This is a genomic window from Geobacillus sp. FSL K6-3411 (genome assembly GCF_037965715.1).
Classification (GTDB): Bacteria; Bacillota; Bacilli; order Bacillales; family Anoxybacillaceae; genus Geobacillus; species Geobacillus thermodenitrificans.
In genome coordinates this window covers 3,156,516-3,183,407 of record NZ_CP150187.1, presented here as the reverse complement: position 1 = coordinate 3,183,407, position 26,892 = coordinate 3,156,516, and the positions used below count along the sequence as shown (strand labels likewise).

27 protein-coding genes, 1 tRNA gene and 2 pseudogenes are annotated in these 26,892 nt (G+C 50.8%); 25 read left to right on the top strand and 5 right to left on the bottom strand.

The window, feature by feature from the left end; translation table 11 throughout:
- Positions 1-29 precede the first annotated feature (29 nt).
- From hisH to NSQ22_RS16330, 11 genes are all read left to right on the top strand, one after another.
- On the top strand, positions 30-671 hold the full coding sequence (gene hisH, locus NSQ22_RS16380; protein WP_008880307.1) for an imidazole glycerol phosphate synthase subunit HisH: 642 nt from the start codon (positions 30-32) through the stop codon (positions 669-671).
- A complete protein-coding gene (gene hisA, locus NSQ22_RS16375) occupies positions 671-1,408 on the top strand; it encodes a 1-(5-phosphoribosyl)-5-[(5-phosphoribosylamino)methylideneamino]imidazole-4-carboxamide isomerase (RefSeq protein WP_008880306.1) in 738 nt (245 codons plus the stop codon). Before hisH ends, hisA begins: the two co-directional genes overlap by 1 nt.
- Entirely contained in the window at positions 1,405-2,163 is a 759-nt protein-coding gene (gene hisF / locus NSQ22_RS16370) for an imidazole glycerol phosphate synthase subunit HisF (RefSeq protein ID WP_008880305.1), read from the top strand. Before hisA ends, hisF begins: the two co-directional genes overlap by 4 nt.
- Positions 2,160-2,807 (top strand): bifunctional phosphoribosyl-AMP cyclohydrolase/phosphoribosyl-ATP diphosphatase HisIE, encoded by a 648-nt coding sequence (gene hisIE / locus NSQ22_RS16365; RefSeq protein WP_008880304.1) that lies wholly within the window; start codon positions 2,160-2,162, stop codon positions 2,805-2,807. Before hisF ends, hisIE begins: the two co-directional genes overlap by 4 nt.
- A gap of 333 nt (positions 2,808-3,140) precedes the next feature.
- A complete protein-coding gene (locus tag NSQ22_RS16360; RefSeq protein ID WP_008880302.1) occupies positions 3,141-4,613 on the top strand; it encodes a tetratricopeptide repeat protein in 1,473 nt (490 codons plus the stop codon).
- 102 nt (positions 4,614-4,715) lie between these two features.
- A complete protein-coding gene (gene trxB / locus NSQ22_RS16355; protein WP_008880301.1) occupies positions 4,716-5,672 on the top strand; it encodes a thioredoxin-disulfide reductase in 957 nt (318 codons plus the stop codon).
- 262 nt (positions 5,673-5,934) lie between these two features.
- Complete coding sequence (locus NSQ22_RS16350; protein ID WP_008880300.1) at positions 5,935-6,411, top strand: 8-oxo-dGTP diphosphatase; 477 nt, start codon at positions 5,935-5,937, stop codon at positions 6,409-6,411.
- Positions 6,412-6,429: 18 nt separating this feature from the next.
- On the top strand, positions 6,430-7,326 hold the full coding sequence (gene rapZ, locus NSQ22_RS16345; protein ID WP_011888173.1) for an RNase adapter RapZ: 897 nt from the start codon (positions 6,430-6,432) through the stop codon (positions 7,324-7,326).
- Entirely contained in the window at positions 7,323-8,276 is a 954-nt protein-coding gene (locus NSQ22_RS16340) for a YvcK family protein (RefSeq protein ID WP_327054590.1), read from the top strand. Before rapZ ends, NSQ22_RS16340 begins: the two co-directional genes overlap by 4 nt.
- Before the next feature lie 129 nt (positions 8,277-8,405).
- Positions 8,406-9,368 (top strand): DNA-binding protein WhiA, encoded by a 963-nt coding sequence (gene whiA, locus NSQ22_RS16335; protein ID WP_008880297.1) that lies wholly within the window; start codon positions 8,406-8,408, stop codon positions 9,366-9,368.
- Between the two features lie 14 nt (positions 9,369-9,382).
- A complete protein-coding gene (locus NSQ22_RS16330; RefSeq protein ID WP_008880296.1) occupies positions 9,383-9,640 on the top strand; it encodes an HPr family phosphocarrier protein in 258 nt (85 codons plus the stop codon).
- A gap of 96 nt (positions 9,641-9,736) precedes the next feature.
- On the opposite strand, the gene clpP is transcribed toward NSQ22_RS16330, so the two are convergent.
- Together clpP and NSQ22_RS16320 are read right to left on the bottom strand one after the other, a co-directional pair.
- On the bottom strand, positions 9,737-10,327 hold the full coding sequence (gene clpP / locus NSQ22_RS16325) for an ATP-dependent Clp endopeptidase proteolytic subunit ClpP (protein WP_008880295.1): 591 nt from the start codon (positions 10,325-10,327) through the stop codon (positions 9,737-9,739).
- Between the two features lie 98 nt (positions 10,328-10,425).
- Positions 10,426-10,635, bottom strand: coding sequence for a hypothetical protein (locus NSQ22_RS16320; RefSeq protein ID WP_339263853.1), 210 nt, complete (start codon positions 10,633-10,635; stop codon positions 10,426-10,428).
- Between the two features lie 37 nt (positions 10,636-10,672).
- Between NSQ22_RS16320 and NSQ22_RS16315 the strand changes: the two genes are divergently transcribed.
- The 9 genes from NSQ22_RS16315 to eno all read left to right on the top strand — a co-directional run bounded on the left by NSQ22_RS16315 (position 10,673) and on the right by eno (position 20,056).
- Positions 10,673-10,744: transfer RNA gene (locus NSQ22_RS16315), tRNA-Arg, on the top strand.
- A 527-nt stretch (positions 10,745-11,271) separates the two neighbouring features.
- A complete protein-coding gene (gene rpoN, locus NSQ22_RS16310) occupies positions 11,272-12,579 on the top strand; it encodes an RNA polymerase factor sigma-54 (protein ID WP_060476241.1) in 1,308 nt (435 codons plus the stop codon).
- Between the two features lie 55 nt (positions 12,580-12,634).
- On the top strand, positions 12,635-12,880 hold the full coding sequence (locus tag NSQ22_RS16305) for a glutaredoxin family protein (protein WP_008880292.1): 246 nt from the start codon (positions 12,635-12,637) through the stop codon (positions 12,878-12,880).
- Positions 12,881-13,003: 123 nt separating this feature from the next.
- Positions 13,004-14,023: a sugar-binding domain-containing protein gene (locus tag NSQ22_RS16300; RefSeq protein WP_008880291.1), complete on the top strand. Its 1,020-nt coding sequence runs from the start codon at positions 13,004-13,006 to the stop codon at positions 14,021-14,023.
- A 47-nt stretch (positions 14,024-14,070) separates the two neighbouring features.
- The gene (gene gap / locus NSQ22_RS16295; protein ID WP_008880290.1) at positions 14,071-15,078 is read left to right on the top strand and encodes a type I glyceraldehyde-3-phosphate dehydrogenase; all 1,008 of its coding nucleotides are present in this window, start codon (positions 14,071-14,073) and stop codon (positions 15,076-15,078) included.
- 121 nt (positions 15,079-15,199) lie between these two features.
- Positions 15,200-16,384, top strand: a complete 1,185-nt coding sequence (locus tag NSQ22_RS16290) for a phosphoglycerate kinase (protein ID WP_339263851.1) — start codon at positions 15,200-15,202, stop codon at positions 16,382-16,384.
- Positions 16,385-16,447: 63 nt separating this feature from the next.
- Positions 16,448-17,209, top strand: coding sequence for a triose-phosphate isomerase (tpiA, locus tag NSQ22_RS16285; RefSeq protein WP_008880288.1), 762 nt, complete (start codon positions 16,448-16,450; stop codon positions 17,207-17,209).
- Positions 17,202-18,737 carry a 2,3-bisphosphoglycerate-independent phosphoglycerate mutase gene (gene gpmI, locus NSQ22_RS16280; RefSeq protein ID WP_008880287.1) on the top strand — a complete coding sequence of 512 codons (1,536 nt, stop codon included), beginning with the start codon at positions 17,202-17,204 and terminating at the stop codon, positions 18,735-18,737. The genes tpiA and gpmI overlap by 8 nt, the downstream gene beginning before the upstream one ends.
- 26 nt (positions 18,738-18,763) lie before the next feature.
- Positions 18,764-20,056 carry a phosphopyruvate hydratase gene (gene eno / locus NSQ22_RS16275; RefSeq protein WP_008880286.1) on the top strand — a complete coding sequence of 431 codons (1,293 nt, stop codon included), beginning with the start codon at positions 18,764-18,766 and terminating at the stop codon, positions 20,054-20,056.
- A gap of 1,061 nt (positions 20,057-21,117) precedes the next feature.
- On the opposite strand, the gene NSQ22_RS16270 is transcribed toward eno, so the two are convergent.
- A complete protein-coding gene (locus NSQ22_RS16270; RefSeq protein WP_029761341.1) occupies positions 21,118-21,390 on the bottom strand; it encodes a hypothetical protein in 273 nt (90 codons plus the stop codon).
- A 153-nt stretch (positions 21,391-21,543) separates the two neighbouring features.
- Positions 21,544-22,533 (bottom strand): annotated as a pseudogene (locus NSQ22_RS16265) (transposase); the annotation flags it as partial.
- On the opposite strand from NSQ22_RS16265, the pseudogene NSQ22_RS16260 reads away from it, so the two are divergent.
- The 3 genes and pseudogenes from NSQ22_RS16260 to NSQ22_RS16250 form a co-directional block, all read left to right on the top strand.
- Positions 22,516-22,908 (top strand): annotated as a pseudogene (locus NSQ22_RS16260) (transposase); the annotation flags it as partial. The pseudogenes NSQ22_RS16265 and NSQ22_RS16260 sit on opposite strands and share 18 nt — an antisense overlap.
- Positions 22,909-23,109: 201 nt before the next feature.
- Entirely contained in the window at positions 23,110-23,289 is a 180-nt protein-coding gene (locus NSQ22_RS16255; RefSeq protein ID WP_122983948.1) for an RHS domain-containing protein, read from the top strand.
- Positions 23,290-23,529: 240 nt separating this feature from the next.
- Positions 23,530-25,029, top strand: coding sequence for a carboxylesterase/lipase family protein (locus tag NSQ22_RS16250; protein WP_327054589.1), 1,500 nt, complete (start codon positions 23,530-23,532; stop codon positions 25,027-25,029).
- Between the two features lie 211 nt (positions 25,030-25,240).
- Here the strand turns inward: NSQ22_RS16250 and NSQ22_RS16245 are convergent, their stop codons facing one another.
- Positions 25,241-25,456 (bottom strand): hypothetical protein, encoded by a 216-nt coding sequence (locus NSQ22_RS16245; RefSeq protein ID WP_008880284.1) that lies wholly within the window; start codon positions 25,454-25,456, stop codon positions 25,241-25,243.
- Positions 25,457-25,829: 373 nt separating this feature from the next.
- Between NSQ22_RS16245 and secG the strand changes: the two genes are divergently transcribed.
- A complete protein-coding gene (secG, locus tag NSQ22_RS16240) occupies positions 25,830-26,066 on the top strand; it encodes a preprotein translocase subunit SecG (RefSeq protein ID WP_008880283.1) in 237 nt (78 codons plus the stop codon).
- A 74-nt stretch (positions 26,067-26,140) separates the two neighbouring features.
- Positions 26,141-26,881: a carboxylesterase gene (gene estA / locus NSQ22_RS16235; protein WP_008880282.1), complete on the top strand. Its 741-nt coding sequence runs from the start codon at positions 26,141-26,143 to the stop codon at positions 26,879-26,881.
- Positions 26,882-26,892 lie beyond the last annotated feature (11 nt).

The window sequence follows — 26,892 nt, the reverse complement described above, 5'->3', positions numbered from 1 at the left end:
CTTGACGTACCATTGATGAAAGGAATGGAATGACGATGATCGGGGTAATCGATTATGGCATGGGCAACTTATATAGCGTCAGCAAAGCGCTCGAGCGGCTCGGCTGCCCGTATATCGTGAGCGGCGACAAAGAGGAGTTGGCGCGGGTGCGCGGGCTCATTTTGCCTGGGGTTGGTTCGTTCCGCGATGCGATGCACATTTTACGTGAAACCGGGTTGGCTGATTTTATTCGTTCGGCGGTCCAGGATGGCACGCCGTTGTTAGGCATTTGTTTAGGGATGCAGTTGCTGTTTGACGAAAGTGAGGAAAACGGACCGACCGAAGGGCTCGGTTTGCTTCGCGGTCGCGTTGTCCGTTTTCCAGGTGTGACGAATGACGGCGAGCCGTACAAAGTGCCGCATATGGGGTGGAATCGGCTTCGTTTCCATCGCTCGTCGCCGCTTCTTGACGGCGTCGAGGAAGGGCATGTGTATTTTGTCCATTCGTATTACGTCGTCCCAGGCGAAGAAGAAGTCGTGCTCGCAAGCAGTGAATACGACGTTGATGTTCCAGCGGTCGTTGGGCGCGACAATGTGTTTGGCACACAGTTTCATCCGGAAAAAAGCGGCGCGGTCGGCATGAGCATTTTGAACCGTTATGTCGGCATCGTCACAGGAAGGGAGAATGGCTGATGGCATCGTTTACGATTTACCCGGCCATCGATATGCGCGGCGGCAAATGTGTTCGCCTGCTGCAAGGTGATTACAACAAAGAAACGGTGTACGGTGATTCACCAGTCGCGATGGCTGAGCAATTCGCCGCCCAAGGGGCAGAGTGGATTCATATGGTGGATTTGGATGGGGCCAAAGAAGGACGCCGGGTGAACGATCGGTTTGTGATTGAAGCGGCCAATCGGCTTTCGGTGAATGTCCAAGTCGGCGGCGGCATTCGTACGGAGGAAGATGTCGCTTACTATTTGGAACGCGGCGTCGCCCGTGTCATCTTAGGGAGTGCCGCCATTTCCAATCCGACGTTTGTGAAAAAGATGTTGCAAACGTACGGCCGCCGCATCGTCATCGGCATCGACGCTCGCGACGGCTTCGTGGCGACAGAAGGCTGGCTTGAGACGTCGAACGTGAAAGCGGAAGAGCTCGGCCAAATGCTTGCTGAAGCGGGGGCGGAGACGTTTATTTTCACCGATATTGCCACTGATGGCACGCTGTCGGGGCCGAACATCACCGCTGCGGTCCGGTTGGCGGAGGCGACTGGAAAAGAAGTCATCGCCTCCGGTGGCGTCCGTTCTCTGGATGATTTGCGCGCGCTCCGCGAATACGCCGAACAAGGCATCGGTGGGGCGATCGTTGGCAAGGCGCTGTACACAAACCAATTTACGCTCGCGGAAGCGTTAAAGGCGGTGAACGAGCGGTGATCACGAAGCGCATCATTCCGTGCTTGGATGTGAAAGACGGCCGCGTTGTCAAAGGGGTGCAGTTCGTTCAGTTGCGCGATGCTGGTGATCCAGTCGAACTCGCGAAAGCATACGATGAACAAGGGGCGGACGAGCTCGTCTTTTTAGATATTTCCGCCTCGCACGAAGGACGGAAAACGATGGTTGATGTCGTCGAGCGCGTCGCTGCCCAGCTGGCTATTCCGTTTACAGTTGGCGGCGGCATTCATTCACTTGACGATATGAAACGCATTTTACGCGCGGGCGCGGACAAAGTGTCGCTCAATACGGCGGCGGTGCTTCATCCATCGTTAGTAACCGAAGGAGCGGACTTTTTCGGCTCGCAATGCATCGTCGTTGCGATTGATGCGAAATATGATGACACGATCGGGTCATGGCGCGTCTATACGCACGGCGGCCGCAATGCGACAGAATGGGAAGTCGTCGCCTGGGCGAAAGAAGCGGTGCGCCTTGGTGCTGGAGAAATTTTGTTAACGAGCATGGATGCCGACGGCGGGAAAAACGGCTTTGACGTTGAGTTGACACGGCGAGTGAGCGAAGCGGTCTCCGTTCCGGTTATCGCGTCTGGCGGCGCCGGTAAGGCGGAGCATTTTTTGGACGTCTTTGAGCGGGGGAAAGCCGATGCGGCGTTGGCAGCGTCTATTTTCCATTATAAAGAAACGTCCGTCGGGCAAGTGAAGGCGTACTTAAGAGAGAGGGGGGTCAACGTGCGATGATAGCGGACATTCGGTTTGACGAGAAGGGGCTTGTGCCTGCCATCGTTCAAGATGCGCAAAGCAAAGAAGTGCTCATGCTTGCGTATATGAACAAAGAATCGCTCGAAAAAACGCTCGAGACAGGGGAAACGTGGTTTTACAGCCGCTCTCGTCAAGAACTTTGGCATAAAGGAGCGACGTCAGGAAACGTGCAGCGTGTCGTGGACATTCGTTACGACTGTGACGCCGATACGCTCCTTGTGCTTGTTGAGCCGGCCGGCCCGGCTTGCCATACCGGGTCGTATTCCTGCTTTTCCCGCTCGCTAAATGGCGAGGCGCGCACGCCAACCGCCGATCGGTTCGCGATTTTGAATGAGCTTGAACAAATTATTGCCCAGCGCGACGCTGAACGGCCGGAAGGCGCGTATACGACGTATTTGTTTGAAAAAGGCGTCGATAAAATTTTGAAAAAGGTCGGTGAAGAGGCGGCAGAGGTGATTATCGCCGCGAAAAATCGGAGCCATGATGAGTTAAAATGGGAAGCGGCCGACTTGCTGTATCATTTGCTTGTGCTGTTGCGTGAACAAAAACTGCCGCTTGACGCGGTGCTGGCAACGCTTGTCGAGCGGCATGCGCAAAAAACAGGAGCAGTCGAAAATAAATAATTAAGAACTAATCGGGAACGACGCTTGTTTCCGAGGGGAAAACAGGATGCCCGTTGATGCCCGCCTGCACGGTCCATTGTTCATCTTGACGAACGATGGGAAGCAGGTGAACAGGCAAGGGCATCTTTTTTATGCGAGCGCATGCTCCGTTACCAAGTGTTTGCCGATGGTGTTTAGCAGGAGGAGATAGACTGAGTTTTTGCCCTCTTCCTTTTTAGGTGGGGAGGGATGGCAGTTGGTGCGCCAGTCAGCGGTGACAAAGTTTTTTGTTTGTTTCCGGCGGCAGTATGATATACTGTTGTTCGACGAATTTTACGGACGACGGAGGACAGAATGGGGAAACAACTGAAGCGACCACCACGAAAAGCAACGATTGTGCCATTTATCCAAAGCGCGGACTATTTTTTTAAAAAAGGGATGAGAGCGTACGAGCGGGGCGATTTATATAAAGCAAGGAAATATTTTGAGCGCGCTGTCCGGCTTGATGAGCGCGATGCATCGTTCGCCTTGCAGCTTGCCCTTGTATTGTCCGAGCTTGGCGAATACCAAGTGTCCAATCAATGGTTACTCAAAATTATTCACGATTTAGACGAAACGATGTACGATTGTCTATATTTTTTGGCGAACAATTACGCTTGTCTTGGCTTGTTTCGTGAAGCGACGCAATATGCGGAACAGTATTTGACATGCGAATCAGACGGGGAGTTCGCTGATGATGCCGCCGATTTGTTGGAGCTGCTTAAACTCGACCGCCACGATGTAAGCGAAGAGCAAGAGCAGCTGATCACCATGCAGGAGCGGGCCCGGCATTTGCTTGAGCAAGAGCGGTTTGCGGAAGCGATTGAGGCGTTAGAAGCGATTGTTTCCCGGTATCCGGAATTTTGGTCGGCGCACAACAATTTGGCGCTTGCTTATTTTTACAACGGTGACGTGGAAAGGGCGAAACAAAAGCTGCTTGAGGTGTTGAAGCGTGATCCCGGTAATTTGCATGCACTTTGCAATGCGCTCGTTTTCGCCTATTATTTGCATGATCAAGAAGAGGTGGCTGCTCTTTGCGAGACGCTCGCTTCGGTCTACCCGTTTTTCCGCGAACACCAATATAAGCTTGGCGCCACCTTTGCCCTTGTCGGGCGGTTCGACTCGGCGTTTCGCTGGTTGTACCGCCTCTATAAGAACGGTTTTGACGGCGACGGGCCGTTTTACTACTGGCTTGCTTATTCCGCGTATCATATTGGACACGAATCGCTAGCCCGACAAGTGTGGGAAACGCTCACTACCCTTCACCCGGAAAAGCGCGGCGAGGAGCCTTGGGCTGTTCCGGCGCTGTTCGATGAAACACTCCTCCGCATTGTTCACTTGTTTGAGGGAGAAGAGCTCGCTGACCGGCTGTGCGGGTTGTATTTGTTCAGCCGTTCGCCGCAAGCGGAAGAGACCGCATTGTCGCTGGCTGTCTGCCGTCTTTTGCCGGCCGACCCGCGCCTGCGCCCGTTTATTGATTCTTTTTTGTTCGGATTGGATGATGGGCGGTCCGCTTGGGCAGCGAATATCGGCCGCATGGTCGATGTGCTTTTGGCAAATAATGAGGAAAAGGAGGCGCTCTGCCGCTTCGCCTTCACAATGGCTGCCCACCCGTCAGCCCAGGGCGAACCGTTTGTGAACGGAGCTGCATGGGCGGCAGCGATCGAATATGTTTGGCGCCAGCAACAAGGGGAACGTGTGACGCAAAAAACGATGGCGGCGAAATACGGCGTTTCTACGACGACTGTAAAAAAGTATGTACAAAAAGCGCGCCAGTTGGATTCATGAGCCACCATGGGGACGGCGAATGTGTGAGCAAATCAATAGACGTCATGCTGTGACTTTTATACGATGAAGATGGAGTGATTTTTGAGCGAAGGAGTGGACGTTGTGGCAGACGAAAAAATTTATGACGTCATTATTGCTGGAGCCGGGCCGGCAGGGCTAACGGCGGCTGTGTATACATCACGTGCCAATTTGTCAACGCTGATGATCGAACGCGGCGTCCCGGGCGGGCAAATGGTCAATACGGAAGAAGTCGAGAACTATCCTGGATTTGAGACGATTTTAGGACCGGAATTGGCCACAAAAATGTTTGAACATGCGAAAAAATTTGGTGCGGAATACGCCTACGGTGATGTGAAAGAAATCATTGACGGTGAGGCGTACAAAACAGTCGTTGTCGGCGACAAAGAATATAAAGCGCGCGCGGTCATTATCGCCACCGGGGCCGAATATAAAAAGCTCGGCGTGCCAGGTGAAGCAGAGCTTGGCGGCCGCGGCGTCTCGTACTGTGCCGTTTGTGATGGGGCATTTTTTAAAGGAAAAGACTTGGTTGTCGTCGGCGGCGGCGACTCAGCGGTTGAAGAAGGGGTGTATTTAACCCGCTTTGCCAATAAAGTGACGATTGTCCACCGCCGCGACCAACTGCGGGCGCAAAAAATTTTGCAAGACCGGGCGTTTGCGAATGAAAAAGTGGATTTTATTTGGAATCATACAGTGAAACAAATCAATGAAAAAGATGGAAAAGTCGGCAGCGTGACGCTCGTTCATACGCAGACTGGGGAAGAGCGTGAATTCCCGTGTGATGGTGTCTTTATTTACATCGGGATGGTGCCGCTCTCCAAGCCATTTGCGAACCTCGGCATCACGAACGAAAACGGCTATATTGTGACGAACGAGAAAATGGAAACAAAAGTACCTGGCATTTTCGCTGCCGGTGATGTGCGGGAAAAAATGCTCCGGCAAATCGTCACGGCAACCGGTGATGGCAGCATTGCCGCGCAAAGCGCCCAACATTACGTCGAGGAACTGAAAGAAAAATTGAATGCGCAAGGGGCCAACTGAGCCGGTAACGAAACCGCAACGAAACCGTAATGGTTATTTAATCCAGATGTAACACGAATGCAACACATATGTCGTATGCTATAAGTAAGTAATTGACCCCCTTTTATATAGATCTTTATGGATCGGCGTGGACGTTTGTCCGCGCCTCTTTTTTTGGGGCTGTTTGCCGGCTATTTTCATTTCCAACGGTTTGTCGATGGGATTGGCTTAACTATTTATGTATTTATGGTAAAATGGAAATGATGATGGATGTGTTTGTTCCATGTTTGGGGTGAATGAATTGCAACGGGTAACGAATTGCGTATTATATAAAGACGGCCGAGTGCTGCTTTTGCAAAAGCCGAAGCGGGGCTGGTGGGTCGCCCCGGGCGGCAAAATGGAGCCTGGTGAGACGGTGCGCGAAGCATGCATTCGCGAATACCGGGAAGAGACGGGGATTTATTTAAAAAACCCGCGGCTCAAAGGCGTGTTTACCGTCATGATCAAAGACGGTGAGCAAACGGTGTCCGAATGGATGATGTTTACCTTTTTCGCTGAGGACTTCGTTGGTGAAAATGTAGCGTCTTCGGAAGAAGGCACGCTTGCTTGGCACGATGTTGAGACGCTTTCGGAACTGCCAATGGCTCCAGGCGACTACCATATTTTAGACTACGCCTTAAAAGGCGAAGGGGTCATGTACGGCGCCTTTGTGTATACGGAGGAGTTTGAGCTGCTTTCGTATCGCCTTGATCCGAGTTGACGGAGAGGAGAGAAGGAAATGGGGCAAAACGGGACGGTGCAACCGACCCAGCTCGTGATTATTACCGGCATGTCCGGAGCGGGGAAAACGGTGGCGATTCAAAGTTTTGAAGACCTTGGCTTTTTTTGTGTCGACAATTTGCCGCCAACGTTGTTGCCGAAGTTTTTGGAGCTTGTGAAAGAGTCCGGGAATAAAATGAATAAAGTCGCGCTCGTCATGGACTTGCGCAGCCGCGACTTTTTTGACCATTTGTTCGTTGCGTTGGATGAATTGGCCGAACAGGAGTGGATTGTGCCGCAAATTTTGTTTTTAGACGCCCAAGACTCAACCCTTGTCGCGCGCTACAAGGAAACGCGGCGGACGCACCCGCTTGCGCCGAACGAGCCGCCGCTTGAAGGGATCCGCCTGGAGCGGCAGCTACTTGAGGAAATTAAAGGGCGGGCGCAAATCATTTACGATACAACCGGGCTCAAGCCGCGCGAGCTGCGCGAAAAAATTGTCCGTCAGTTTTCCGTGCACGCCCAGTCGGGGTTTACGGTCAACGTCATGTCGTTCGGATTTAAATACGGCATCCCGATTGACGCCGATTTAGTGTTTGATGTCCGCTTTTTGCCGAATCCATATTATATTGAGCATATGCGCCCGAAAACCGGGCTCGATGACGAAGTGTCATCGTATGTGCTAAAATGGGGAGAAACACAAAAATTTTTAGAAAAGTTGCTTGACTTATTGGCGTTTATGTTGCCTTATTACCAGCGCGAGGGGAAAAGCCAGTTGGTCATTGCCATCGGTTGCACGGGAGGGCAACACCGCTCGGTGGCGTTGGCGGAATATATCGCTCGCCATTTTTCTGCCGATTATAAAACGGTTGTCTCGCACCGGGACATGGAGAGGAGAAAGGAAGCGCATCGATGAGAGATGAACAAACAGCAAAAGTTGTTGTCATCGGCGGTGGCACCGGGCTTCCTGTCTTGTTGCGGGGGCTGAAGCAATATGATCTTGACTTAACTGCCATTGTCACCGTCGCCGATGACGGGGGAAGCTCCGGGCGGCTGCGCGATGAGTTGCGCGTCCCCCCGCCTGGGGATGTTCGCAACGTGTTGGCAGCGCTGTCTGACGTCGAACCGCTCATTGTCGAGTTGTTTCAACATCGCTTTCAAAATGGCAATGGCTTATCCGGCCATTCGCTCGGCAATTTAATTTTAGCGGCGCTCACATCGATCACCGGTGATTTTATGACGGCGATTCGCGAAATGAGCAAAGTGCTGAACGTGCACGGTCAAGTGCTGCCAGCGGCGAACAAAAGTGTCGTGCTTCATGCTGAAATGGAAGATGGTTCGATTGTTTCCGGCGAGTCCAAAATTCCGAATACGGGAAAAAAGATTCAGAGGGTATTTTTAACTCCGGAAGATATTGAACCGCTGCCGGAAACGATTGACGCCATCCGCTGCGCCGATTTGATCGTCATCGCACCAGGAAGTCTATATACGAGCATTTTGCCAAATTTGCTCGTGCCAAAAATCGGGCAGGAAGTATGCAAGGCGAAAGCGAAAAAAGTATATATATGCAACATTATGACCCAGGCTGGCGAGACGCCCCACTATACGGTGAGTGATCATGTGAAGGCGCTTCACAGCCACCTTGGCTGCCCGTTTTTAGATGCAGTGATCGTCAACAACGGGGCGATTCCGGAAGCGATCCGCCGCCGCTACGAGGAGGAGCGGGCCGAGCCGGTGCGTGACGATAGCAGCGGACTTGGCGTCCAAGTGATTCATGACAACATCGTTACGTATGATGATGGGGTCATTCGTCATAATACAACGAAAGTCGCCTCCCTTCTTCTTAGGCTGCTTCTCCGCCGCTAGGCAGACGCCGGGCGGCTCGGGGCAAGATATTGTGATGAAGCACCGGAGTGAGGAGGCGACAGATGGCCGCGCCGAGGTTCAGACACCTCCAACCGGCCGATGCGGGGAACGAATGGAGGTGAAGCGATCGTGTCTTTTGCGTCAGAAACGAAAAAAGAACTCACCAATCTAGAAGTGAAGCACTGTTGTCTGCGGGCGGAACTGTCGGCGCTGTTGCGCATGAACGGTTCGCTGTCGTTTTCCGGCGGGCGGATGACAGTCGATGTTCAGACAGAAAACGCGGCGATTGCCCGGCGTATTTATATGTTGCTCCGAAAAGGATATGATGTCGCCGTTGAGCTGTTTGTCCGCAAAAAGATGCGTTTAAAGAAAAATAACGTTTATATCGTCCGCATTACTGACGGTGCGGCCTCATTGCTTCGGGAGCTTTATATTTGGAACGGTGATTTTTCGTTCGTTCACGATATTTCTCCGGAGCTCATCAAGAAAAAGTGCTGTAAGCGTTCGTATTTGCGAGGCGCATTTTTGGCGGGCGGTTCGGTCAACAACCCGGAGACGTCCTCGTACCATTTAGAGATTTTTTCTTTGTATGAGGAACATAATCGGTCGTTATGTGAATTAATGAACAGTCACTTTTTTTTAAATGCCAAAACGTTGGAACGGAAAAAGGGGTTTATTACGTATTTAAAAGAGGCGGAAAAAATCGCGGAGTTTTTAAACATTATCGGCGCCCACCAAGCGCTGCTTCGCTTTGAAGATATTCGCATCGTCCGCGATATGCGCAACTCGGTCAATCGGCTCGTCAACTGTGAAACGGCCAATTTGAACAAAACGATCGGCGCCGCGCTCCGCCAAGTGGAAAACATCCGCTACATCGATGAAACGATCGGCCTTGATTCACTGCCGGCGAAACTGCGGGAAATTGCCAAACTCCGCATCGAGCATCAAGATGTCACCTTAAAGGAACTTGGTGAGATGGTCGCGGGTGGAAAAATCAGCAAATCCGGCATCAACCACCGCCTGCGCAAAATTGACGAAATTGCTGAACGGCTGAGAGCCGGAAAGCCGGTCGATTTCCATAAATCGCTGTAAGGGGGAGATGGAGAATGGTCGAAAAACAAGTTGAAGTGAAACTAAAAACCGGACTGCAAGCGCGCCCGGCGGCGTTGTTCGTCCAAGAGGCGAACCGTTTTTCGGCGGACGTCTTTTTAGAGAAAGACGGCAAGCGGGTGAACGCGAAAAGCATTATGGGCTTGATGAGCCTAGCGATCGGCCATGGGGCTGTCATCACGTTGATCGCCGACGGTCCGGATGCACAGGAAGCGGTCGAAAAGCTTGCCGCCTATGTACAAAAAGAAAAATGAGAGGCGCGCTTGTACGGGTGATGTGGAAAGTTTCACCGGAGGAAGGCAAACAAGAAAAAAGGCTGCTCCGTTCGTAACGGAAGCAGCCTTTTGCGTTTACTTATCTTCCAAGCGTGTCAGCACGCGGTCAATAATGCCGTATTCTTGCGCTTTTTGCGCCGTCATAAAGTTGTCGCGATCCGTATCGCGCTCGATTACTTCGATCGGCTGACCAGTATTTTCCGCCAAAATGCGGTTTAATTTGTCACGCAAGAACAAGATGCGTTTCGCTGCGATTTCGATTTCTGTCGCTTGCCCTTGGGCACCGCCGAGCGGTTGGTGAATCATCACTTCGCTGTTCGGAAGCGCAAACCGTTTTCCTTTCGCTCCCGCTGCTAACAAAAACGCTCCCATCGACGCGGCCATGCCGATGCAAATCGTCGACACGTCCGGTTTAATGAATTGCATCGTGTCGTAAATCGCTAAGCCCGCTGTGATCGAGCCGCCCGGGCTGTTAATGTAGAGAGAAATGTCTTTTTCCGGATCTTCAGCGGCCAAGAACAACAGCTGTGACACGATCGAGTTCGCCACTTGATCATCGATTGGGCTGCCGAGGAAAATAATCCGGTCTTTCAACAACCGTGAATAAATGTCATACGCCCGCTCCCCGCGGTTGGTCTGTTCAATGACAGTCGGGATTAAATACATGCAAAACGCCTCCTTTTCCACTATAAGGGTCCCTATGTACGCCTTAATCATACATGAATGGTCAATGAAGGTCAAACAAAACGCCTTCTCCCATTCACCTATATATATTCGCGAACAACAGCGAACATCCCTCTTTTCATCATAACCGCTTTTTCAGTTTTTAAACCAAGGTTTCCCTCGCTTCCTTTGTTGGCGATCGCGATAAAAGATAGGAACGCCAACAGCAGGGAATAGCCATCCAATTTTTCCTCTTTTTTTATTGTATTTTTCCTCTTGCATTTTTTTTTGATCCTGCTATAATAGAACATGCGACGGAACGAAGCAGAAAAAACAACAACATAACATGCCCTCGTAGTGTAGTGGATAGCACGAGAGATTCCGGTTCTCTTAGCGTGGGTTCGAATCCTGCCGAGGGCGTCTCAACAAAACGGTTGCGTCAGCAACCGTTTTTCATTTGCCAAGCTGTTGCCGTGATGCCGCGGAATGGTTGTGGAGCGGTAAACGAAGTGTCTTTTTCGGTTTTGCACGTTTGAATGATATTGTAACAAAAGATCTGCCCCCAAATCCCTGTGTCATACATTTTTCATAGACGGGATTATCTGAGAAGCTCCCACTTCAATCAAACCATAAGGTGGATTAAGTGGTGGGGGCACAGAAAAGATGTTGTCTTCGGCCCGAGCATGAACGTGGCATCCAACGTACGTACATGTTCATAGAAAAGACCCATGAGCGTTTCACCTAGGCATGAGACCTAAGGAGAGCGCGTTTTGCTCTCTGCTCAAGTATGAAAGGTGGCCTTTTAGGCATATCCGTGTTCAACGAAAAGAGGAATGAAAGCATCCGAGTCATCGGGAGCTTTTGTTTTGCCTGCGGGCGGCCGTCAAAAATTTCTCCTACCCCCCATCGTCACTGTCGTGTACAATATAAAGAAAGGGGGCGTGACGATGAGGGCGGAGTTATGGCAAGAGCAGCGGCTGCAGTTGTCGCTGACGAAGGAGCTTGTGCAGGCGATTGAACTGCTGCAATATTCGGCACTTGATTTGGAAGCGTTTTTATACGAGCAGTCGCTTGAAAACCCATTTTTAGAAATTCGCCGCGGTCGGATGCGGCGGAGAACAAGCCGAACGGACAAAGATCGGAAGCAATGGCTCGAAAATATCAGCGGTCGGACGGAGACGCTTGCTGGCCACTTGCTTGCCCAACTTCCGGGATTGATGCTGCCGGCGAAGGAAGAGCGCATGGTTCGTCATCTGATCGCTGCGCTAGATGAAGATGGCTATTTGCGCGTACCGCTTGCCGAGTTGGCAGCGCGATTCTCCGTATCGGAGCAAGAGGTCGAACGTGCGCTGCGTTTTGTGCAATCGCTTGACCCACCGGGAGTCGGTGCGCGTGATTTGGCCGAGTGTCTCCTTCTGCAGCTTGAGCGCCGGCCGGAGCGTGATGAGTTGGCGGAGACGATCGTTCGCCATCATTTTGTCGCCTTTGCCGAAAAAGCGTGGAAGACGCTTGCGAAACAACTCGGCGTCAGCCTCGGTGAGCTGCAGCGTGTCTTCGAGCTCATCCGCACGCTTGAGCCGCGGCCCGGTATCCATTATGCGAACGAAACGCCGCATTTTATCGTGCCCGATTTGATCGTCACCCGCCAAGCGGACGGCGGTTGGATTGTTACCTATAACGATGACATCCATCCGGAGCTCGGGTGGAATAAGGAATACGAGCGGCATATTGTTGCCGTTGGCGATCGGCACGCTGAGCGATTTATGAAAGAAAAGTATCGGCAGTTTACATGGCTCGCCAAAAGTTTAGAACAACGGAAGCAGACGCTAGTTCACCTCATGGGCATCATTATTGACCGCCAGCGCTCTTGTTTTGAAAGCGGCCTGTCGGCGCTGAAGCCGATGACGATGCGCGAAGTGGCCGAAGAACTCGGCGTCCATGAATCAACTGTGAGCCGTGCGGTCCGGCATAAATATGTGCAAACGCCGTTTGGCACGATCGAGCTGCGTCGCTTTTTTTCCAGTGCTGCCACGGCTGGAGCGGGGGAGACGGCTTCCTCTGTTCAAGTGAAAGCGATCATTCAAACGCTCATTTCCGCCGAAGACCGGCGGGCGCCACTTTCCGACCAACAGCTTGCCGATTTGCTTCGCGATCAGCATGGCATTGCCATCTCACGACGCACGGTCGCCAAATATCGCGAACAGCTGCGCATTCCGTCATCAGCCAAACGAAAACAATATACGAGCCTGCCGTAAAGGCAATGAACAGAAAACAAGTGGCAAACGCTATAAGAAAGAAAGGAAGAAACGCATGCACATCCGTCTGTATACAAAAACGAACTGTCCGCTTTGTGAAAAGGCCAAAGCCGTTTTAACCGAGCTGCAAGCGGACTATTCATTCACGATCGAAGAGATCGATATTTATCAAGATGACGCGTTACTTGAGAAATACCAGTTAATGATCCCAGTCATCGAACTCGACGGTGAAGAAATCGGATACGGGATGATTGAAAAAGAAATGGTGAGAAAGCGGTTGCGGCAGGCGCAAAAAGGTTGAACACCTTTATTCCTCCTGCTATAATGAAGATGAAGCGGGAGGAATTTTTTATGGACTAGTGGGACATAATATGTCATACCGGGACGTATAATGTCCCTATGATTGGTTAGGGAGAAAGGTCTGATGCAATCGTTATTAGAGGCACAAAAAAAATTATTGCCTGACTTGCTTGAGGTTATGCAAAAACGGTATCAAATTTTGCACTCTATTTCGCTCATGGCACCGATCGGGAGACGGGCGCTAGCCGCCAGCCTTGGCATGAGCGAGCGAGTGCTTCGATCGGAAACCGAATTTTTAAAAGGGCAAAACTTGCTTTCTACCGATGTGTCAGGCATGCGGTTAACGGAAGAAGGCCAGGCGTTGCTTCACACGCTTAATGACTTGATGAGGGAAGCGCTTGGGCTCAAGGAATTGGAAACAGCGCTGAAACAGCGGTTGAACGTTGCGCGCGTTGTTGTGGTCGCTGGGGATAGTGACCGTTCTCCTTGGGTAAAAAAAGAATTGGGAAGAGCGTGTGTCGCCTGCATGAAAGAACAGCTCCGGCCCGGCGATATTGTCGCTGTGGCTGGCGGAACGACCATGGCAGCGGTGGCTGAAATGATGACGCCGGATCCGAAGCTTGCTGATGTGTTGTTCGTCCCGGCGCGCGGAGGGCTTGGTGAAGATGTTGAAAACCAAGCGAATACGATTTGCGCCAAAATGGCGGAAAAAGCGACCGGCCGTTACCGGCTGTTGCATGTACCTGACCAGCTGAGCGGTGAGGCGTATGCATCGCTCATTGAAGAACCGGCAGTGAAAGAAGTACTTGAGCTGATTCAATCGTGCCGTATGGTCGTCCATGGCATCGGCGAAGCAGTGACGATGGCGAAACGGCGGAAGACGCCGCCTGTGGAGATGGAAAAAATCATCGCCCGCCATGCGGTCGCCGAGGCGTTTGGTTATTATTTCAATGAACACGGTGATGTCGTCCACAAAGTAAAAACCGTCGGCATTCAGCTCGAAAACCTCCCGCATGTTGAACATGTCATCGCCGTCGCTGGAGGCGCCTCGAAGGCGAAGGCCATTCAGGCGTACATAAAGCGGGCACCGCATTCCCTCTTGGTGACGGACGAAGGCGCCGCCAAAGCGTTAGTAGGGGATTAACGTCCCTTGCCGATACAAATCATCCATAATGTAAGGAGGAAAATACGATGGCAGTAAAAATTGGGATTAACGGATTTGGCCGTATCGGGCGTAACGTGTTCCGTGCGGCATTGAAAAACCCGGACATTGAAGTAGTGGCAGTCAACGATTTAACAGATGCGAACACGCTGGCTCATTTGTTGAAATATGACTCGGTTCATGGTCCGCTTGATGCCGAAGTGTCGGTGAACGGCAATAACTTAGTCGTCAACGGCAAAGAAATTATCGTAAAAGCAGAACGCGATCCAGCACAACTCGCATGGGGCGATATTGGCGTTGAGATCGTTGTCGAATCGACGGGCCGCTTCACGAAACGTGAAGATGCAGCCAAACATTTAGAAGCAGGCGCGAAAAAAGTCATCATTTCCGCTCCGGCGAAAAACGAAGATATTACGATCGTGATGGGTGTCAACCAAGACAAATACGATCCGCAAAACCATCATGTCATCTCGAACGCTTCGTGCACGACAAACTGCTTGGCGCCGTTTGCGAAAGTGCTGCATGAAAAATTCGGTATCGTTCGTGGTATGATGACGACCGTTCACTCGTATACGAACGACCAACAAATTTTGGACTTGCCGCATAAAGACTTGCGCCGGGCTCGCGCTGCTGCGGAATCGATCATTCCGACGACGACTGGTGCAGCAAAAGCTGTTGCCCTTGTTTTACCGGAATTGAAAGGAAAATTAAACGGAATGGCAATGCGCGTGCCGACGCCGAACGTATCGGTTGTTGACTTGGTTGCTGAACTCGAAAAAGAAGTAACAGTTGAAGAAGTGAACGCTGCGTTGAAAGCTGCTGCGGAAGGCGAGTTAAAAGGTATTTTGGCCTATAGCGAAGAGCCGCTCGTTTCGCGCGATTACAACGGCAACCCGGCGTCGTCCACGATCGATGCGCTTTCGACGATGGTCATCGAAGGCAAAATGGTCAAAGTGGTTTCGTGGTATGACAACGAAACGGGTTATTCGAACCGTGTTGTTGATTTGGCCGCCTACATTGCGTCAAAAGGACTGTAAGACCAGCTTGGCATTGAGTTTTCCATTGATTCAAGTCTATAATAGGGAAATGGAGGGGAGCGGGGAAATGATCCCCACTCCTTTTCCTTTGCCAAAACTGTGACCAAAGGGGGCCAGAACGATGAACAAGAAGACGATCCGCGACGTTGAGGTGAGGGGAAAGCGCGTCTTTTGCCGTGTCGATTTTAACGTGCCGATGGAAGATGGCGCCATCACCGATGATACACGCATTCGTGCGGCACTGCCGACGATCCAGTATTTGATCGAACACGGAGCGAAAGTCATTTTGGCCAGCCACCTCGGCCGTCCGAAAGGAAAAGTCGTCGAAGAACTGCGCTTAGATGCCGTCGCCAAGCGTCTCGGTGAATTGCTTGAGCGGCCGGTCGTGAAAACGAACGAAGCAATCGGCGATGAAGTAAAAGCGGCGGTCGCCAACTTAAATGAAGGCGACGTCCTCTTGCTTGAGAACGTCCGTTTTTATCCTGGTGAAGAGAAAAACGATCCCGAACTCGCTCGGGCGTTTGCCGAACTGGCTGATCTGTACGTGAACGATGCATTCGGAGCGGCGCACCGTGCCCATGCGTCAACCGAAGGGATCGCTCATTACTTACCAGCCGTTGCTGGGTTTTTGATGGAAAAAGAAATCGAAGTGCTTGGCAAGGCGCTTTCGAACCCTGATCGCCCGTTTACGGCGATTATCGGCGGCGCAAAAGTGAAAGATAAAATCGGAGTCATCGAAAACTTGCTCGATAAAGTCGACAACTTGATTATCGGCGGCGGGCTGGCGTATACGTTCGTAAAAGCGCTCGGCCATGACGTCGGCAAGTCGTTGCTTGAGGAAGATAAAATCGAGCTGGCGAAATCGTTTATGGAAAAAGCGAAAGAAAAAGGCGTCCGTTTTTACATGCCGGTCGATGTGATTGTGGCAGACCGGTTTGCCAATGACGCCAATACAAAAGTGGTGCCGATTGACGCCATTCCAAGCGATTGGGAGGCGCTTGACATCGGTCCGCAAACGCGTGAATTGTACCGCGATGTCATTCGCCAATCCAAACTTGTCGTCTGGAACGGCCCGATGGGCGTCTTTGAAATGGAGACGTTCTCTCATGGGACGAGAGCAGTCGCCGAAGCGCTCGCTGAAGCTGCGGATACATACTCGGTCATCGGCGGCGGAGACTCGGCTGCGGCGGTTGAAAAATTTGACTTGGCGGACAAAATGGACCACATTTCTACGGGTGGCGGCGCTTCCCTTGAGTTTATGGAAGGCAAGCAGCTGCCAGGGGTCGTAGCGTTAAACGACAAATGATCTAGCGCGTCCGATGGGACGCCCCTGGCGGCAGTCGCCGCCTAGCGAAAGGAAAGGTGAACGATGAGAAAGCCGATCATTGCAGGCAACTGGAAAATGCATAAAACATTGACGGAAGCTGTTCAGTTTGTCGAGGAAGTCAAAGGGCTTGTACCTCCGAAAGCGGAAGTTGATTCTGTCATTTGTGCACCATTTTTGTTTTTAGATCGGTTGGTGCAAAATACAAACGGCACCGATTTACAAATCGGGGCGCAAACGATGCATTTTGCCGACCAAGGAGCATATACCGGTGAAGTGAGCCCGGTGATGCTCAAAGACCTTGGTGTGACGTATGTCATTCTCGGCCATTCCGAGCGTCGACAAATGTTTGCCGAAACGGATGAAACGGTCAATAAGAAAGTGTTGGCCGCCTTCACCCGTGGTCTCGTGCCGATCATTTGTTGCGGCGAGACGCTCGAAGAACGGGAAGCAGGGCAGACGAATGCGGTTGTCGCTTCACAAGTGGAAAAAGCGCTCGCTGGATTGACGCCAGATCAAGTGAAGCAAGCGGTTATCGCTTACGAGCCGATTTGGGCGATCGGCACTGGCAAATCGTCGACCGCTGAAGATGCCAACAACGTCTGCGGCCATATCCGTTCTGTCGTCGCACGTCTGTTTGGCGCGGAAGCGGCGGAGGCCATCCGCATCCAATACGGTGGCAGCGTCAAACCGGAAAATATCAGCGACTTTTTAGCACAAGAACACATCGATGGAGCGTTAGTTGGTGGCGCGAGCCTTGAACCGGCTTCGTTCTTGAAGCTTGTGGAGGCGGGGCGCCATGAGTAAACGTCCGGTTGCTCTCATCATTTTAGACGGATTTGCGCTGCGCGAGGAAACGTATGGCAATGCGGTTGCCCAAGCGAACAAGCCGAATTTTGACCGTTATTGGAACGAGTATCCGCATGCGACATTGAAAGCGTGCGGCGAGGCGGTCGGGTTGCCGGAAGGGCAAATGGGCAACTCGGAAGTCGGACACTTGAACATCGGCGCCGGCCGCATTGTGTACCAAAGCTTGACGCGAGTGAATATCGCTATTCGCGAAGGCGAATTTGACCGGAACGAAACGTTTTTAGCGGCGATGAACCATGTGAAACAACATGGGACAAGCTTGCATTTGTTCGGCTTGCTTTCCGACGGCGGAGTCCATAGCCACATCCATCACTTGTACGCTCTTTTGCGCCTAGCGGCGAAAGAAGGCGTAAAACGCGTGTACATCCATGGCTTTTTGGACGGCCGTGACGTTGGCCCGCAGACAGCGCCGCAATACATTAAAGAACTACAGGAAAAAATCAAGGAATACGGCGTCGGCGAAATCGCCACCTTATCAGGACGCTACTACTCGATGGACCGCGATAAACGGTGGGAGCGTGTTGAAAAGGCATATCGGGCGATGGTGTACGGCGAAGGCCCGACCTACCGCGATCCGCTCGAGTGTATCGAAGACTCATACAAAAACGGCATTTACGATGAGTTCGTGCTTCCATCGGTCATCGTCCGCGAAGACGGTTCACCGGTGGCGACGATTCAAGACAATGACGCGATTATTTTCTATAACTTCCGTCCAGACCGGGCGATCCAAATTTCGAACACATTTACGAATGAAGATTTCCGCGAGTTTGATCGCGGCCCGAAACATCCGAAAAACTTGTTTTTCGTCTGCTTGACGCATTTCAGCGAAACGGTGAAAGGCTATGTCGCGTTCAAGCCGACGAACCTCGACAACACGATCGGCGAAGTGTTGTCGCAGCACGGCTTGCGCCAATTGCGCATCGCGGAAACCGAAAAATATCCGCATGTGACGTTTTTCATGAGCGGCGGCCGTGAGGAGAAATTTCCAGGCGAAGACCGGATTTTGATCAACTCGCCGAAAGTGGCGACGTATGACTTAAAACCGGAAATGAGCGCCTATGAAGTGACGGAGGCGTTGTTAAAAGAGATTGCAGCGGACAAGTACGACGCGATCATTTTGAACTACGCCAATCCGGATATGGTCGGCCACTCCGGCATGCTCGAACCGACGATTAAGGCGGTCGAAGCGGTCGATGAGTGCCTTGGCAAAGTCGTCGATGCCATTTTAGAAAAAGGTGGAATTGCCATCATCACTGCCGACCACGGTAATGCTGATGAAGTGCTGACGCCAGAGGGCAAGCCGCAAACGGCTCATACGACGAATCCGGTGCCGGTCATTGTCACCAAACACGGCATCGAGTTGCGCAAAGACGGCATTTTAGGCGATTTGGCGCCGACGATGCTTGATTTGCTCGGCTTGCCGCAACCGAAAGAAATGACCGGAAAAACGTTAATCGTTAAATAACAAACACGGAAAAGGAGAGTGTCGATATGTCTGCGATTATTGATGTGTATGCGCGTGAAGTGCTCGATTCGCGCGGCAATCCAACCGTAGAAGTGGAAGTATACACGGAAGAAGGCGGCTTCGGCCGTGCGTTAGTGCCAAGCGGCGCTTCGACGGGCGAATATGAAGCGGTTGAATTGCGTGACGGCGACAAAAACCGCTACCTCGGCAAAGGGGTGCTCAAAGCGGTTGAGAACGTCAACGAAGTGATTGCTCCGGAAATCATCGGCTTAGAAGTGACTGATCAAGTGGCGATCGACCGCGCGTTGATTGAACTTGACGGCACGGAAAACAAAGGAAAGCTTGGGGCGAATGCTATTTTAGGCGTGTCGCTCGCGGTCGCTCGCGCTGCGGCTGATGAGCTTGGCTTGCCGTTGTACCAATACTTGGGCGGCTTTAACGCTAAAACGCTGCCTGTACCGATGATGAACATTTTAAACGGCGGCGCGCATGCGGACAACAACGTTGACATTCAAGAATTCATGATCATGCCGGTCGGTGCGGAAAGCTTCCGTGAAGCGCTGCGCATGGGTGCAGAAATTTTCCATAGCTTAAAAGCTGTGTTAAAAGCGAAAGGCTACAACACGGCTGTCGGTGACGAAGGCGGATTTGCTCCGAACTTAAAATCGAACGAAGAAGCGCTGCAAACGATCATTGAAGCGATCGAAAAAGCCGGCTACAAACCAGGCGAACAAGTGATGCTCGCTATGGACGTTGCTTCGTCGGAGCTGTACAACAAAGAAGATGGCAAATATCATTTGGAAGGCGAAGGCGTCGTCAAAACATCAGAAGAAATGGTTGCTTGGTATGAAGAGCTTGTGTCGAAATATCCGATCATCTCGATCGAAGACGGACTTGACGAAAATGACTGGGAAGGCCATAAACTGCTTACTGAGCGCCTTGGCCACAAAGTGCAGCTCGTCGGTGACGACTTGTTTGTAACGAACACGAAAAAACTGGCCGAAGGCATTGAAAAAGGCGTCGGCAACTCGATTTTAATTAAAGTGAACCAAATCGGTACACTGACGGAAACGTTCGATGCCATTGAGATGGCCAAACGCGCCGGCTACACGGCGGTTGTGTCGCACCGTTCCGGTGAAACGGAAGACAGCACGATTGCCGATATCGCTGTCGCAACAAACGCTGGCCAAATCAAAACGGGAGCACCGTCGCGTACGGACCGCGTCGCAAAATACAACCAGCTGCTCCGCATTGAAGACGAACTTGGCCACACGGCTATTTACCAAGGCATTCGTTCGTTTTACAATTTGAAAAAATAACCGATAACAGAATCATTACAGGCACCTTTCGGCTGTTTGCCAAGAAAGGTGCCTTTTTTTGCGGCGGGCGAGGATAGCAAAGGGTCGCATCAAAAGCGCGTTATGAAGACTCCACATAGACCATCCCCTTGAGTATCGGAGGGATGTTCAAGGATGGAGTCGCCCTTGACCAACACCCGACAAAGGTGGGAAAGAATCGTCAAGGGCGGTGGAGACAAAAAGAAGGCAATCGTTTTCCCATATTACACCCATTACATACACAGTGATTGAATATTGGGTCTTGGGGATTTCAAACAAATCGGCGAATCATTTGGGCAACAAGCTTGTCACTTCTTTGTTCTGGTAAAGTTCTTTTTCATCTTCCGTACAACAATTAATACACTTAACTATTTTGAGAAGATCAATTTTGATTTGATTATATTTTTTAATTTTCTTGCAAATATTTCCCATGATTTCACTCTCATACTTAAACAATCACATCTTTGTCTCTAGAAGGCCGGTGAAAAACGAGGATACTTGAGAAATCGACGAAGCTGAATGAGAAACAAAAGCACGTTTTATCAAGGTTTCTGAATTTGAGAAAATATAGGTTTTACCTCGTTGCTAAGTAAATCACCGGGCTCCTAGAGATAAGTTGAAATTCCTTTTGAAGCTTCTTACTTCTTGTTTGTAGAAGAGCTTAAAAAACCAATGGGGACTGATAAAATAATGGAAGGTGAAATCGCACCCGAAGCCTGGTATGAGGGATGCTTAGTTTCCTATGGTTCTGGTAATGGGAAATATTGTTACCAAAATTACTTTGGAGCCAAGTGTAGAAGTGGAACACCAATTAACGCATTAGACCGATGCTGCCAAGCTTACGATCGTTGTTGGGCTAATTTTGGGAAAGGAGACGATGGTTGCGATTACGAATGATATCTCTGTGCATACGCTACTTATGATCCGGGCTGGTGGATGGTTGCCGAGTTTGGATTATTGTGCTCGCAAGGAAAATTAGGTAGCATTTTCTAAATGTTTTTATGAAAAGAGAAGGTCTATTCCAACCTTCTCTTTTCGTGCTCTTATCCTCCCATAACACGGGCTAAATAATAATAAAAACTCCAAAGACCTAAAGAACTAAGGCTACTTAACAAGACAGCAAGCGATAAAAATAGGTTGGCATTGGATTCCTTTCTATAACGAACTAGAAACATAATGGACAGGATGATACCAGCAACGAAAAAGGGTAGCCATACCAGCCATAAAGAACCGAAGGGGAACCCGGTATCTATGAGGTAACCCACTATAAAAACAAGATTGATAAATAAAATTACAGGAAGAATTATTTTCTTCATTTACACTTTCACCTTTTACTGGAAAATGGATTGAACAAAATCTTTTATATAATTTTAACAAAAATAGAAAGGTTTTAAATAGTTTTTTTATCTGTAGATGAGTATTTTTCATTATAATAATTTCCATGTCATAAGAGGTAAACAGGGTACTCCTTAGGCGACATGGAGCTGTTTTTTGATCGCATCAATGGGAATATCTTGCTTCGCAGCGTTATCAATGAACTCGACGATGCTGTGGCCTTTCCGCGATCGAAGCAACTCCAGCCCAGCGGAAAGGGTTTGTTGGGATTCGGCAATGCTGTACACGCAGGCTAAAGCACCACTGCCCCATACCGTTTCACCGCCCGAACATGGCGAACGCGGTATCCATCTAGCTTCAGTTGCTCTTTCGCCTGCCGGAAAGCGCATTCGCTCGTTCAACGCTGGGCATCGTAACGCGAGATGTCTTCGTCGCTAAGCTCCCGATCGGTGCTCAAGAAGACACGGAGATGGTCCGGAGTCATCGGCTGATCCGCCTTCTAAGCCAGCAGCACCACCGCGTCATCGAGGCCATGGATCGACCCCTCATAGCGATACACGCGGTAACGCTCCTGACCCACCGTGACGAGGCGGGGGCTTGAGGCTTGATATAGCGGGCCAACGACTTGGCTTGGATGGCGATGCCTTTCGGATCAAGAATCCGGTTCGTCTTGAGCATGGCGATGACATGGAATCCCTGTTTCAGGCAGGCTTCGATGAGTTCCTTGGACGGATACCATGAATCCATAAGCACATACATCGGACGAGCCCGTTTCCCTTTGAGCAAGGAAAGCATCTCGATTGCCAGGTCCATTTTGCTGGTTTCCACCTTTTTGTCATACAAGTGGAACGCGAACGGAAACGCTTGCGTGAAGGTGTGCACCATCAGCCAAACGAGCGAATGCCCCCAGACCATTTGATGATCTTTATGGGAGTCATGACAATCACATCCTTGAATGACGTGCGTTGCCCGTGACGAAGGCTTCGTTTTTTGGCAAATCGTATCATCCATCGAAAGGAAAAGGGGCTGATTGGGGTCCGTTTGGCCAGGCGTTCGATCTGGGGAAGAACCCGTTCTTGAAGCTTCTCAAACAGCCTTTCCTCGTTCCAAGGGCTTTTCGTGAAAATGAGTTTGCTTTTCGAAAAGGGCATGACTACGGAGTGGCGATCATGGATGCCGGGAGAAGTGTATGCCAGTGAAGCAGGAAAGAACAGGAAGCCATTGGACGTGCATGGACTCATGTGTGTCGTGAGCGATTGGGTCCCAAGCGATGAAAAAAGCGATTCAAGGGGTTTGCCCAGAGACGACACATGTGGTGGATTATTTTCATGTCATTCAGCTGTTTACCGATGTGTTAGAACGTTGTCGCAAATATGTGGACAAAGGGGGGCAAGAAACACGGAAATGTTCGTTACGTTTGCCGGTTATTGAGCCAATGCCTAGAGAAGTTGACGGAGGAAGAACGTCAAATCATAGGAGAATGGTGTAACGAAAGCGATGTGATTATTATGTGTTATAGTTGGAAGATATGGAATGGCTCGTCCATTTCTTTAACTAATGAGTATCCATGATGCTAGGATTGGCATCATGGATCTGTTTTTAGGGAATGATACGTATTTCTTAGTTTATCGGCTGAAACAGACGCCAACAACATCATCACAGCGGAATATACATGGGACGCATTGGGCCACCCGGTCACGATGACGAAAGGCGGAGCCACTTACTACTATCATTTGAACGGTCATGGAGATGTCGTGGCATTGACGGACGCAAGCGGAAATGTCGTTGTCCAATACGAGTATGACGCATGGGGCAACATTGTGAACCGGCGCGCTGGCGTTGGCGGCAGTCCGGGAAATCCGTATACATTGGGGGCTTGAGTTTGATACCATGCATGGAGTGACTTAAACAAAATGTCTTTGGCGTGATCGCGTCTCGAATCATCTCCTTCATGGTGTTCACTGCTTCGGCTGCGGCTATCTTTACTTTTGTACATGGGCGAGGCATCTCTCTTTTCGAAGCGGCATGAACACCTCTCATGCGGGCGCAAAACGATAGACGTGGGTGAGGTGGTGGTTTATACTATTTTTGAATCATTTGAATATTCAGGAGTGATAAGGATGGAACAAACCGTTGTTGAAACAAAGTACGGTCGGTTGCGCGGGGGAACAAATGAAGGGGTTTTCTATTGGAAAGGGATTCCGTACGCGAAAGCGCCGGTCGGTGAACGCCGTTTTTTGCCGCCGGAACCGCCCGATGCATGGGACGGAGTGCGTGAGGCGACATCGTTTGGACCGGTCGTCATGCAGCCGTCCGATTCGATGTTCAGCCAGCTGCTCGGACGGATGAATGAACCAATGAGCGAGGATGGGTTGTATCTGAACATTTGGTCACCGGCGGCGGATGGGAAGAAGCGCCCGGTATTGTTTTGGATTCATGGCGGCGCTTTTTTATTCGGCTCCGGTTCATTTCCATGGTATGATGGAACGGCGTTTGCCAAACACGGCGATGTCGTTGTCGTGACGATCAACTACCGGATGAGCGTGTTTGGCTTTTTGTATTTGGGAGATGCGTTTGGCGAAACGTATGCCCAGGCGGGAAATCTTGGCATATTGGATCAAGTGGCGGCGCTGCGCTGGGTGAAAGAGAACATTGAGGCGTTCGGCGGTGATCCGGACAACATTACGATTTTTGGCGAATCAGCCGGAGCGGCAAGCGTTGGCGTGCTGTTGTCGCTTCCGGAAGCAAGCGGGCTGTTTCGACGCGCTATATTGCAAAGCGGATCGGGTTCGCTTCTTCTTCGTTCTCCGGAGACGGCGATGGCTCTGACTGAACGCATTTTAGAACGTGCCGGCATCCGTCCGGGTGACCGCGATCGGCTGCTGTCGATTCCAGCAGCAGAGCTATTGCAGGCGGCGATGTCGCTCGGCCCAGGAATCACGTACGGTCCGGTGGTTGACGGACATGTGTTGCGACGCCATCCGATCGAAGCGCTCCACGACGGGGCAGCAAGTGATATTCCAATCCTAATTGGCGTGACGAAAGACGAATACAATTTGTTTTCATTGACTGATCCGTCATTGACAAGACTCGAAGAAAAAGAACTGCTTGACCGGATGAACCGTGAGGTCGGGCCTATTCCGGAGGAGGCGGTACGCTATTACGCGGAAACAGCGGATCGGTCGGCACCCGCGTGGCAAACATGGCTGCGCATCATGACGTACCTTGTTTTTGTCGACGGAATGTTGCGAACGGCGGATGCCCAAGCAGCGCAAGGGGCGAATGTGTACATGTATCGGTTTGATTATGAAACGCCGGCGTTCGGTGGACAACTGAAAGCGTGCCATACGCTCGAGTTGCCGTTTGTGTTTCATAACCTCCATCAGCCCGGTGTCGAGAATTTCGTCGGCAACCGACCAGAGCGTGAGGCGATTGCCAGCGAAATGCATGGTGCCTGGCTTTCGTTCGCCCGCACCGGCAACCCGAACGGCGCTCATTTACCAGAGAAGTGGCCCGTATACACAAAAGAGCACAAACCGGTGTTTGTCTTTTCGGCTGCGAGCCATGTGGAAGACGATCCGTTCGGTCGCGAACGGGAAGCGTGGCAAGGACGCCTTTGACGAAAAAATCCATAAGCAACATGTGTCCTTCGTCTGAACACGATCAAGGTACGCGCATTTTCGCGGAAAAGACCGTGGGCAAACGTTCGCCTTTACCTCTAAAAGGAATGACTCAACGTGTCTGCACTTCACAGGAAAGAGGACGAAACGGTTGGTTTTCAGAATAGGAAAAGGTGTCCCGTTTTTTGGGACACCTTCTTCTATGTATCGCTCAATCATTTGCTTCTGTGGCAGGAAGCCCGAATCGCTCGGCGAGTGCCGGATCACGATCGATCGCCTCAATCAGTTTCCGCATGACGTTCACATCAAACGTAAAATTCGAACCGATTGGCGAGGTGACGAAAATTTTCCCTTCTTTCGCCTCGCGTGCTCGTTTAAATTGATAGCCGTCAATCGCAATGACGACTCGTTCGTCTGGCCTTGCCATTAGGAATCCCTCCATCGCTGTTTTTTCTTTCATTGTACTTGATTTTGAGGATGAACACCAACGTTCATGCCATGCTCTTAAGGATAACGGATGGGAGAGCGTTAGAGGGCGGTGAATTTCATCAAGAACGTGGCACAAAACGACATTTTTTCATTATAGACGCCTTGATGTTTGGAATGATCGGAAAAGGCGATTGTTAGGCGGGGATCATGATCCACTAGCAGATGAAAGTGAAGAGCAACGAAATGGTCTCTTTGTTTCACAACAAATGAATTGGTGCCATTCAAGGCGGAGACAGGTGAGGCAGTTGCTGCAAACGATAATGTATGGTATAGTAAAAATATTGCAACGTAGGTCGTTGGAGGTGTCAGGCATGCATGCCTTGCTTGTGACGTTGCTTGTCATTGTATCGATTGCGCTGATTGCGATTGTGTTGTTGCAGTCAGGCCGAAGTGCTGGGCTGTCGGGGGCGATTACCGGCGGTGCCGAGCAGCTGTTTGGCAAACAGAAAGCGCGCGGGCTTGATGCAGTGTTTCAGCGCGTGACGGTCGTGTTGGCCATTTTGTTTTTTGTGCTGACGATTCTCGTCGCATATGTCCAACCATCATAAGCGAAAAGCGGGGGGCGGTCCTTACAAAAACGGGCTGCCTTTTCTATTTCATCTAGAGAGGAAGGAGAACGATGATGAAAATTGTTCCGCCAAAACCGTTTTTCTTTGAAGCCGGTGAGCGTGCCGTTTTGCTTTTGCATGGATTTACCGGAAACTCCGCTGATGTTCGGATGCTCGGACGCTTTCTCGAATCAAAAGGCTACACGTGCCATGCGCCGATTTACAAAGGGCATGGCGTGCCGCCGGAAGAGCTCGTCCATACCGGTCCGGACGATTGGTGGCAAGATGTGATGAACGGTTATCAGTTTTTGAAAAACAAAGGATATGAAAAAATCGCGGTTGCTGGGTTGTCGCTTGGAGGCGTATTTTCCTTAAAATTAGGTTACACTGTACCTATAGAAGGAATTGTGACCATGTGCGCACCGATGTACATCAAAAGCGAAGAAACGATGTATGAAGGTGTGCTTGAGTATGCGCGCGAATATAAAAAACGGGAAGGAAAATCGGCAGAACAAATCGAACAGGAAATGGAACGGTTCAAACAAACGCCGATGAAAACATTAAAAGCGCTGCAAGCGTTGATCGCCGATGTGCGCGAGCAACTGGATTTGATTTACGCGCCGACGTTTGTCGTTCAAGCGCGCCATGACCACATGATCAACCCGGACAGCGCCAACATCATTTATAACGAAATTGAATCGCCGGTCAAGCAAATCAAATGGTACGAACAATCCGGTCATGTTATTACGCTTGATCAAGAAAAAGAGCAGTTGCATGAAGATATTTATGCGTTTCTTGAGTCGTTAGATTGGTAACGACGGAAAGG

Coding starts and splice junctions, on each gene's coding strand:
- hisH (WP_008880307.1), top strand. CDS start 30: ATGACGATGATCGGGGTAATCGATTATGGCATGGGCAACTTATATAGC.
- hisA (WP_008880306.1), top strand. CDS start 671: ATGGCATCGTTTACGATTTACCCGGCCATCGATATGCGCGGCGGCAAA.
- hisIE (WP_008880304.1), top strand. CDS start 2,160: ATGATAGCGGACATTCGGTTTGACGAGAAGGGGCTTGTGCCTGCCATC.
- NSQ22_RS16360 (WP_008880302.1), top strand. CDS start 3,141: ATGGGGAAACAACTGAAGCGACCACCACGAAAAGCAACGATTGTGCCA.
- NSQ22_RS16350 (WP_008880300.1), top strand. CDS start 5,935: ATGTTTGGGGTGAATGAATTGCAACGGGTAACGAATTGCGTATTATAT.
- rapZ (WP_011888173.1), top strand. CDS start 6,430: ATGGGGCAAAACGGGACGGTGCAACCGACCCAGCTCGTGATTATTACC.
- NSQ22_RS16340 (WP_327054590.1), top strand. CDS start 7,323: ATGAGAGATGAACAAACAGCAAAAGTTGTTGTCATCGGCGGTGGCACC.
- NSQ22_RS16330 (WP_008880296.1), top strand. CDS start 9,383: ATGGTCGAAAAACAAGTTGAAGTGAAACTAAAAACCGGACTGCAAGCG.
- clpP (WP_008880295.1), bottom strand. CDS start 10,327: ATGTATTTAATCCCGACTGTCATTGAACAGACCAACCGCGGGGAGCGG.
- NSQ22_RS16320 (WP_339263853.1), bottom strand. CDS start 10,635: ATGTTCTATTATAGCAGGATCAAAAAAAAATGCAAGAGGAAAAATACA.
- rpoN (WP_060476241.1), top strand. CDS start 11,272: ATGAGGGCGGAGTTATGGCAAGAGCAGCGGCTGCAGTTGTCGCTGACG.
- NSQ22_RS16305 (WP_008880292.1), top strand. CDS start 12,635: ATGCACATCCGTCTGTATACAAAAACGAACTGTCCGCTTTGTGAAAAG.
- NSQ22_RS16300 (WP_008880291.1), top strand. CDS start 13,004: ATGCAATCGTTATTAGAGGCACAAAAAAAATTATTGCCTGACTTGCTT.
- gap (WP_008880290.1), top strand. CDS start 14,071: ATGGCAGTAAAAATTGGGATTAACGGATTTGGCCGTATCGGGCGTAAC.
- NSQ22_RS16290 (WP_339263851.1), top strand. CDS start 15,200: ATGAACAAGAAGACGATCCGCGACGTTGAGGTGAGGGGAAAGCGCGTC.
- tpiA (WP_008880288.1), top strand. CDS start 16,448: ATGAGAAAGCCGATCATTGCAGGCAACTGGAAAATGCATAAAACATTG.
- gpmI (WP_008880287.1), top strand. CDS start 17,202: ATGAGTAAACGTCCGGTTGCTCTCATCATTTTAGACGGATTTGCGCTG.
- eno (WP_008880286.1), top strand. CDS start 18,764: ATGTCTGCGATTATTGATGTGTATGCGCGTGAAGTGCTCGATTCGCGC.
- NSQ22_RS16270 (WP_029761341.1), bottom strand. CDS start 21,390: ATGAAGAAAATAATTCTTCCTGTAATTTTATTTATCAATCTTGTTTTT.
- NSQ22_RS16255 (WP_122983948.1), top strand. CDS start 23,110: ATGACGAAAGGCGGAGCCACTTACTACTATCATTTGAACGGTCATGGA.
- NSQ22_RS16250 (WP_327054589.1), top strand. CDS start 23,530: ATGGAACAAACCGTTGTTGAAACAAAGTACGGTCGGTTGCGCGGGGGA.
- NSQ22_RS16245 (WP_008880284.1), bottom strand. CDS start 25,456: ATGGCAAGGCCAGACGAACGAGTCGTCATTGCGATTGACGGCTATCAA.
- secG (WP_008880283.1), top strand. CDS start 25,830: ATGCATGCCTTGCTTGTGACGTTGCTTGTCATTGTATCGATTGCGCTG.
- estA (WP_008880282.1), top strand. CDS start 26,141: ATGAAAATTGTTCCGCCAAAACCGTTTTTCTTTGAAGCCGGTGAGCGT.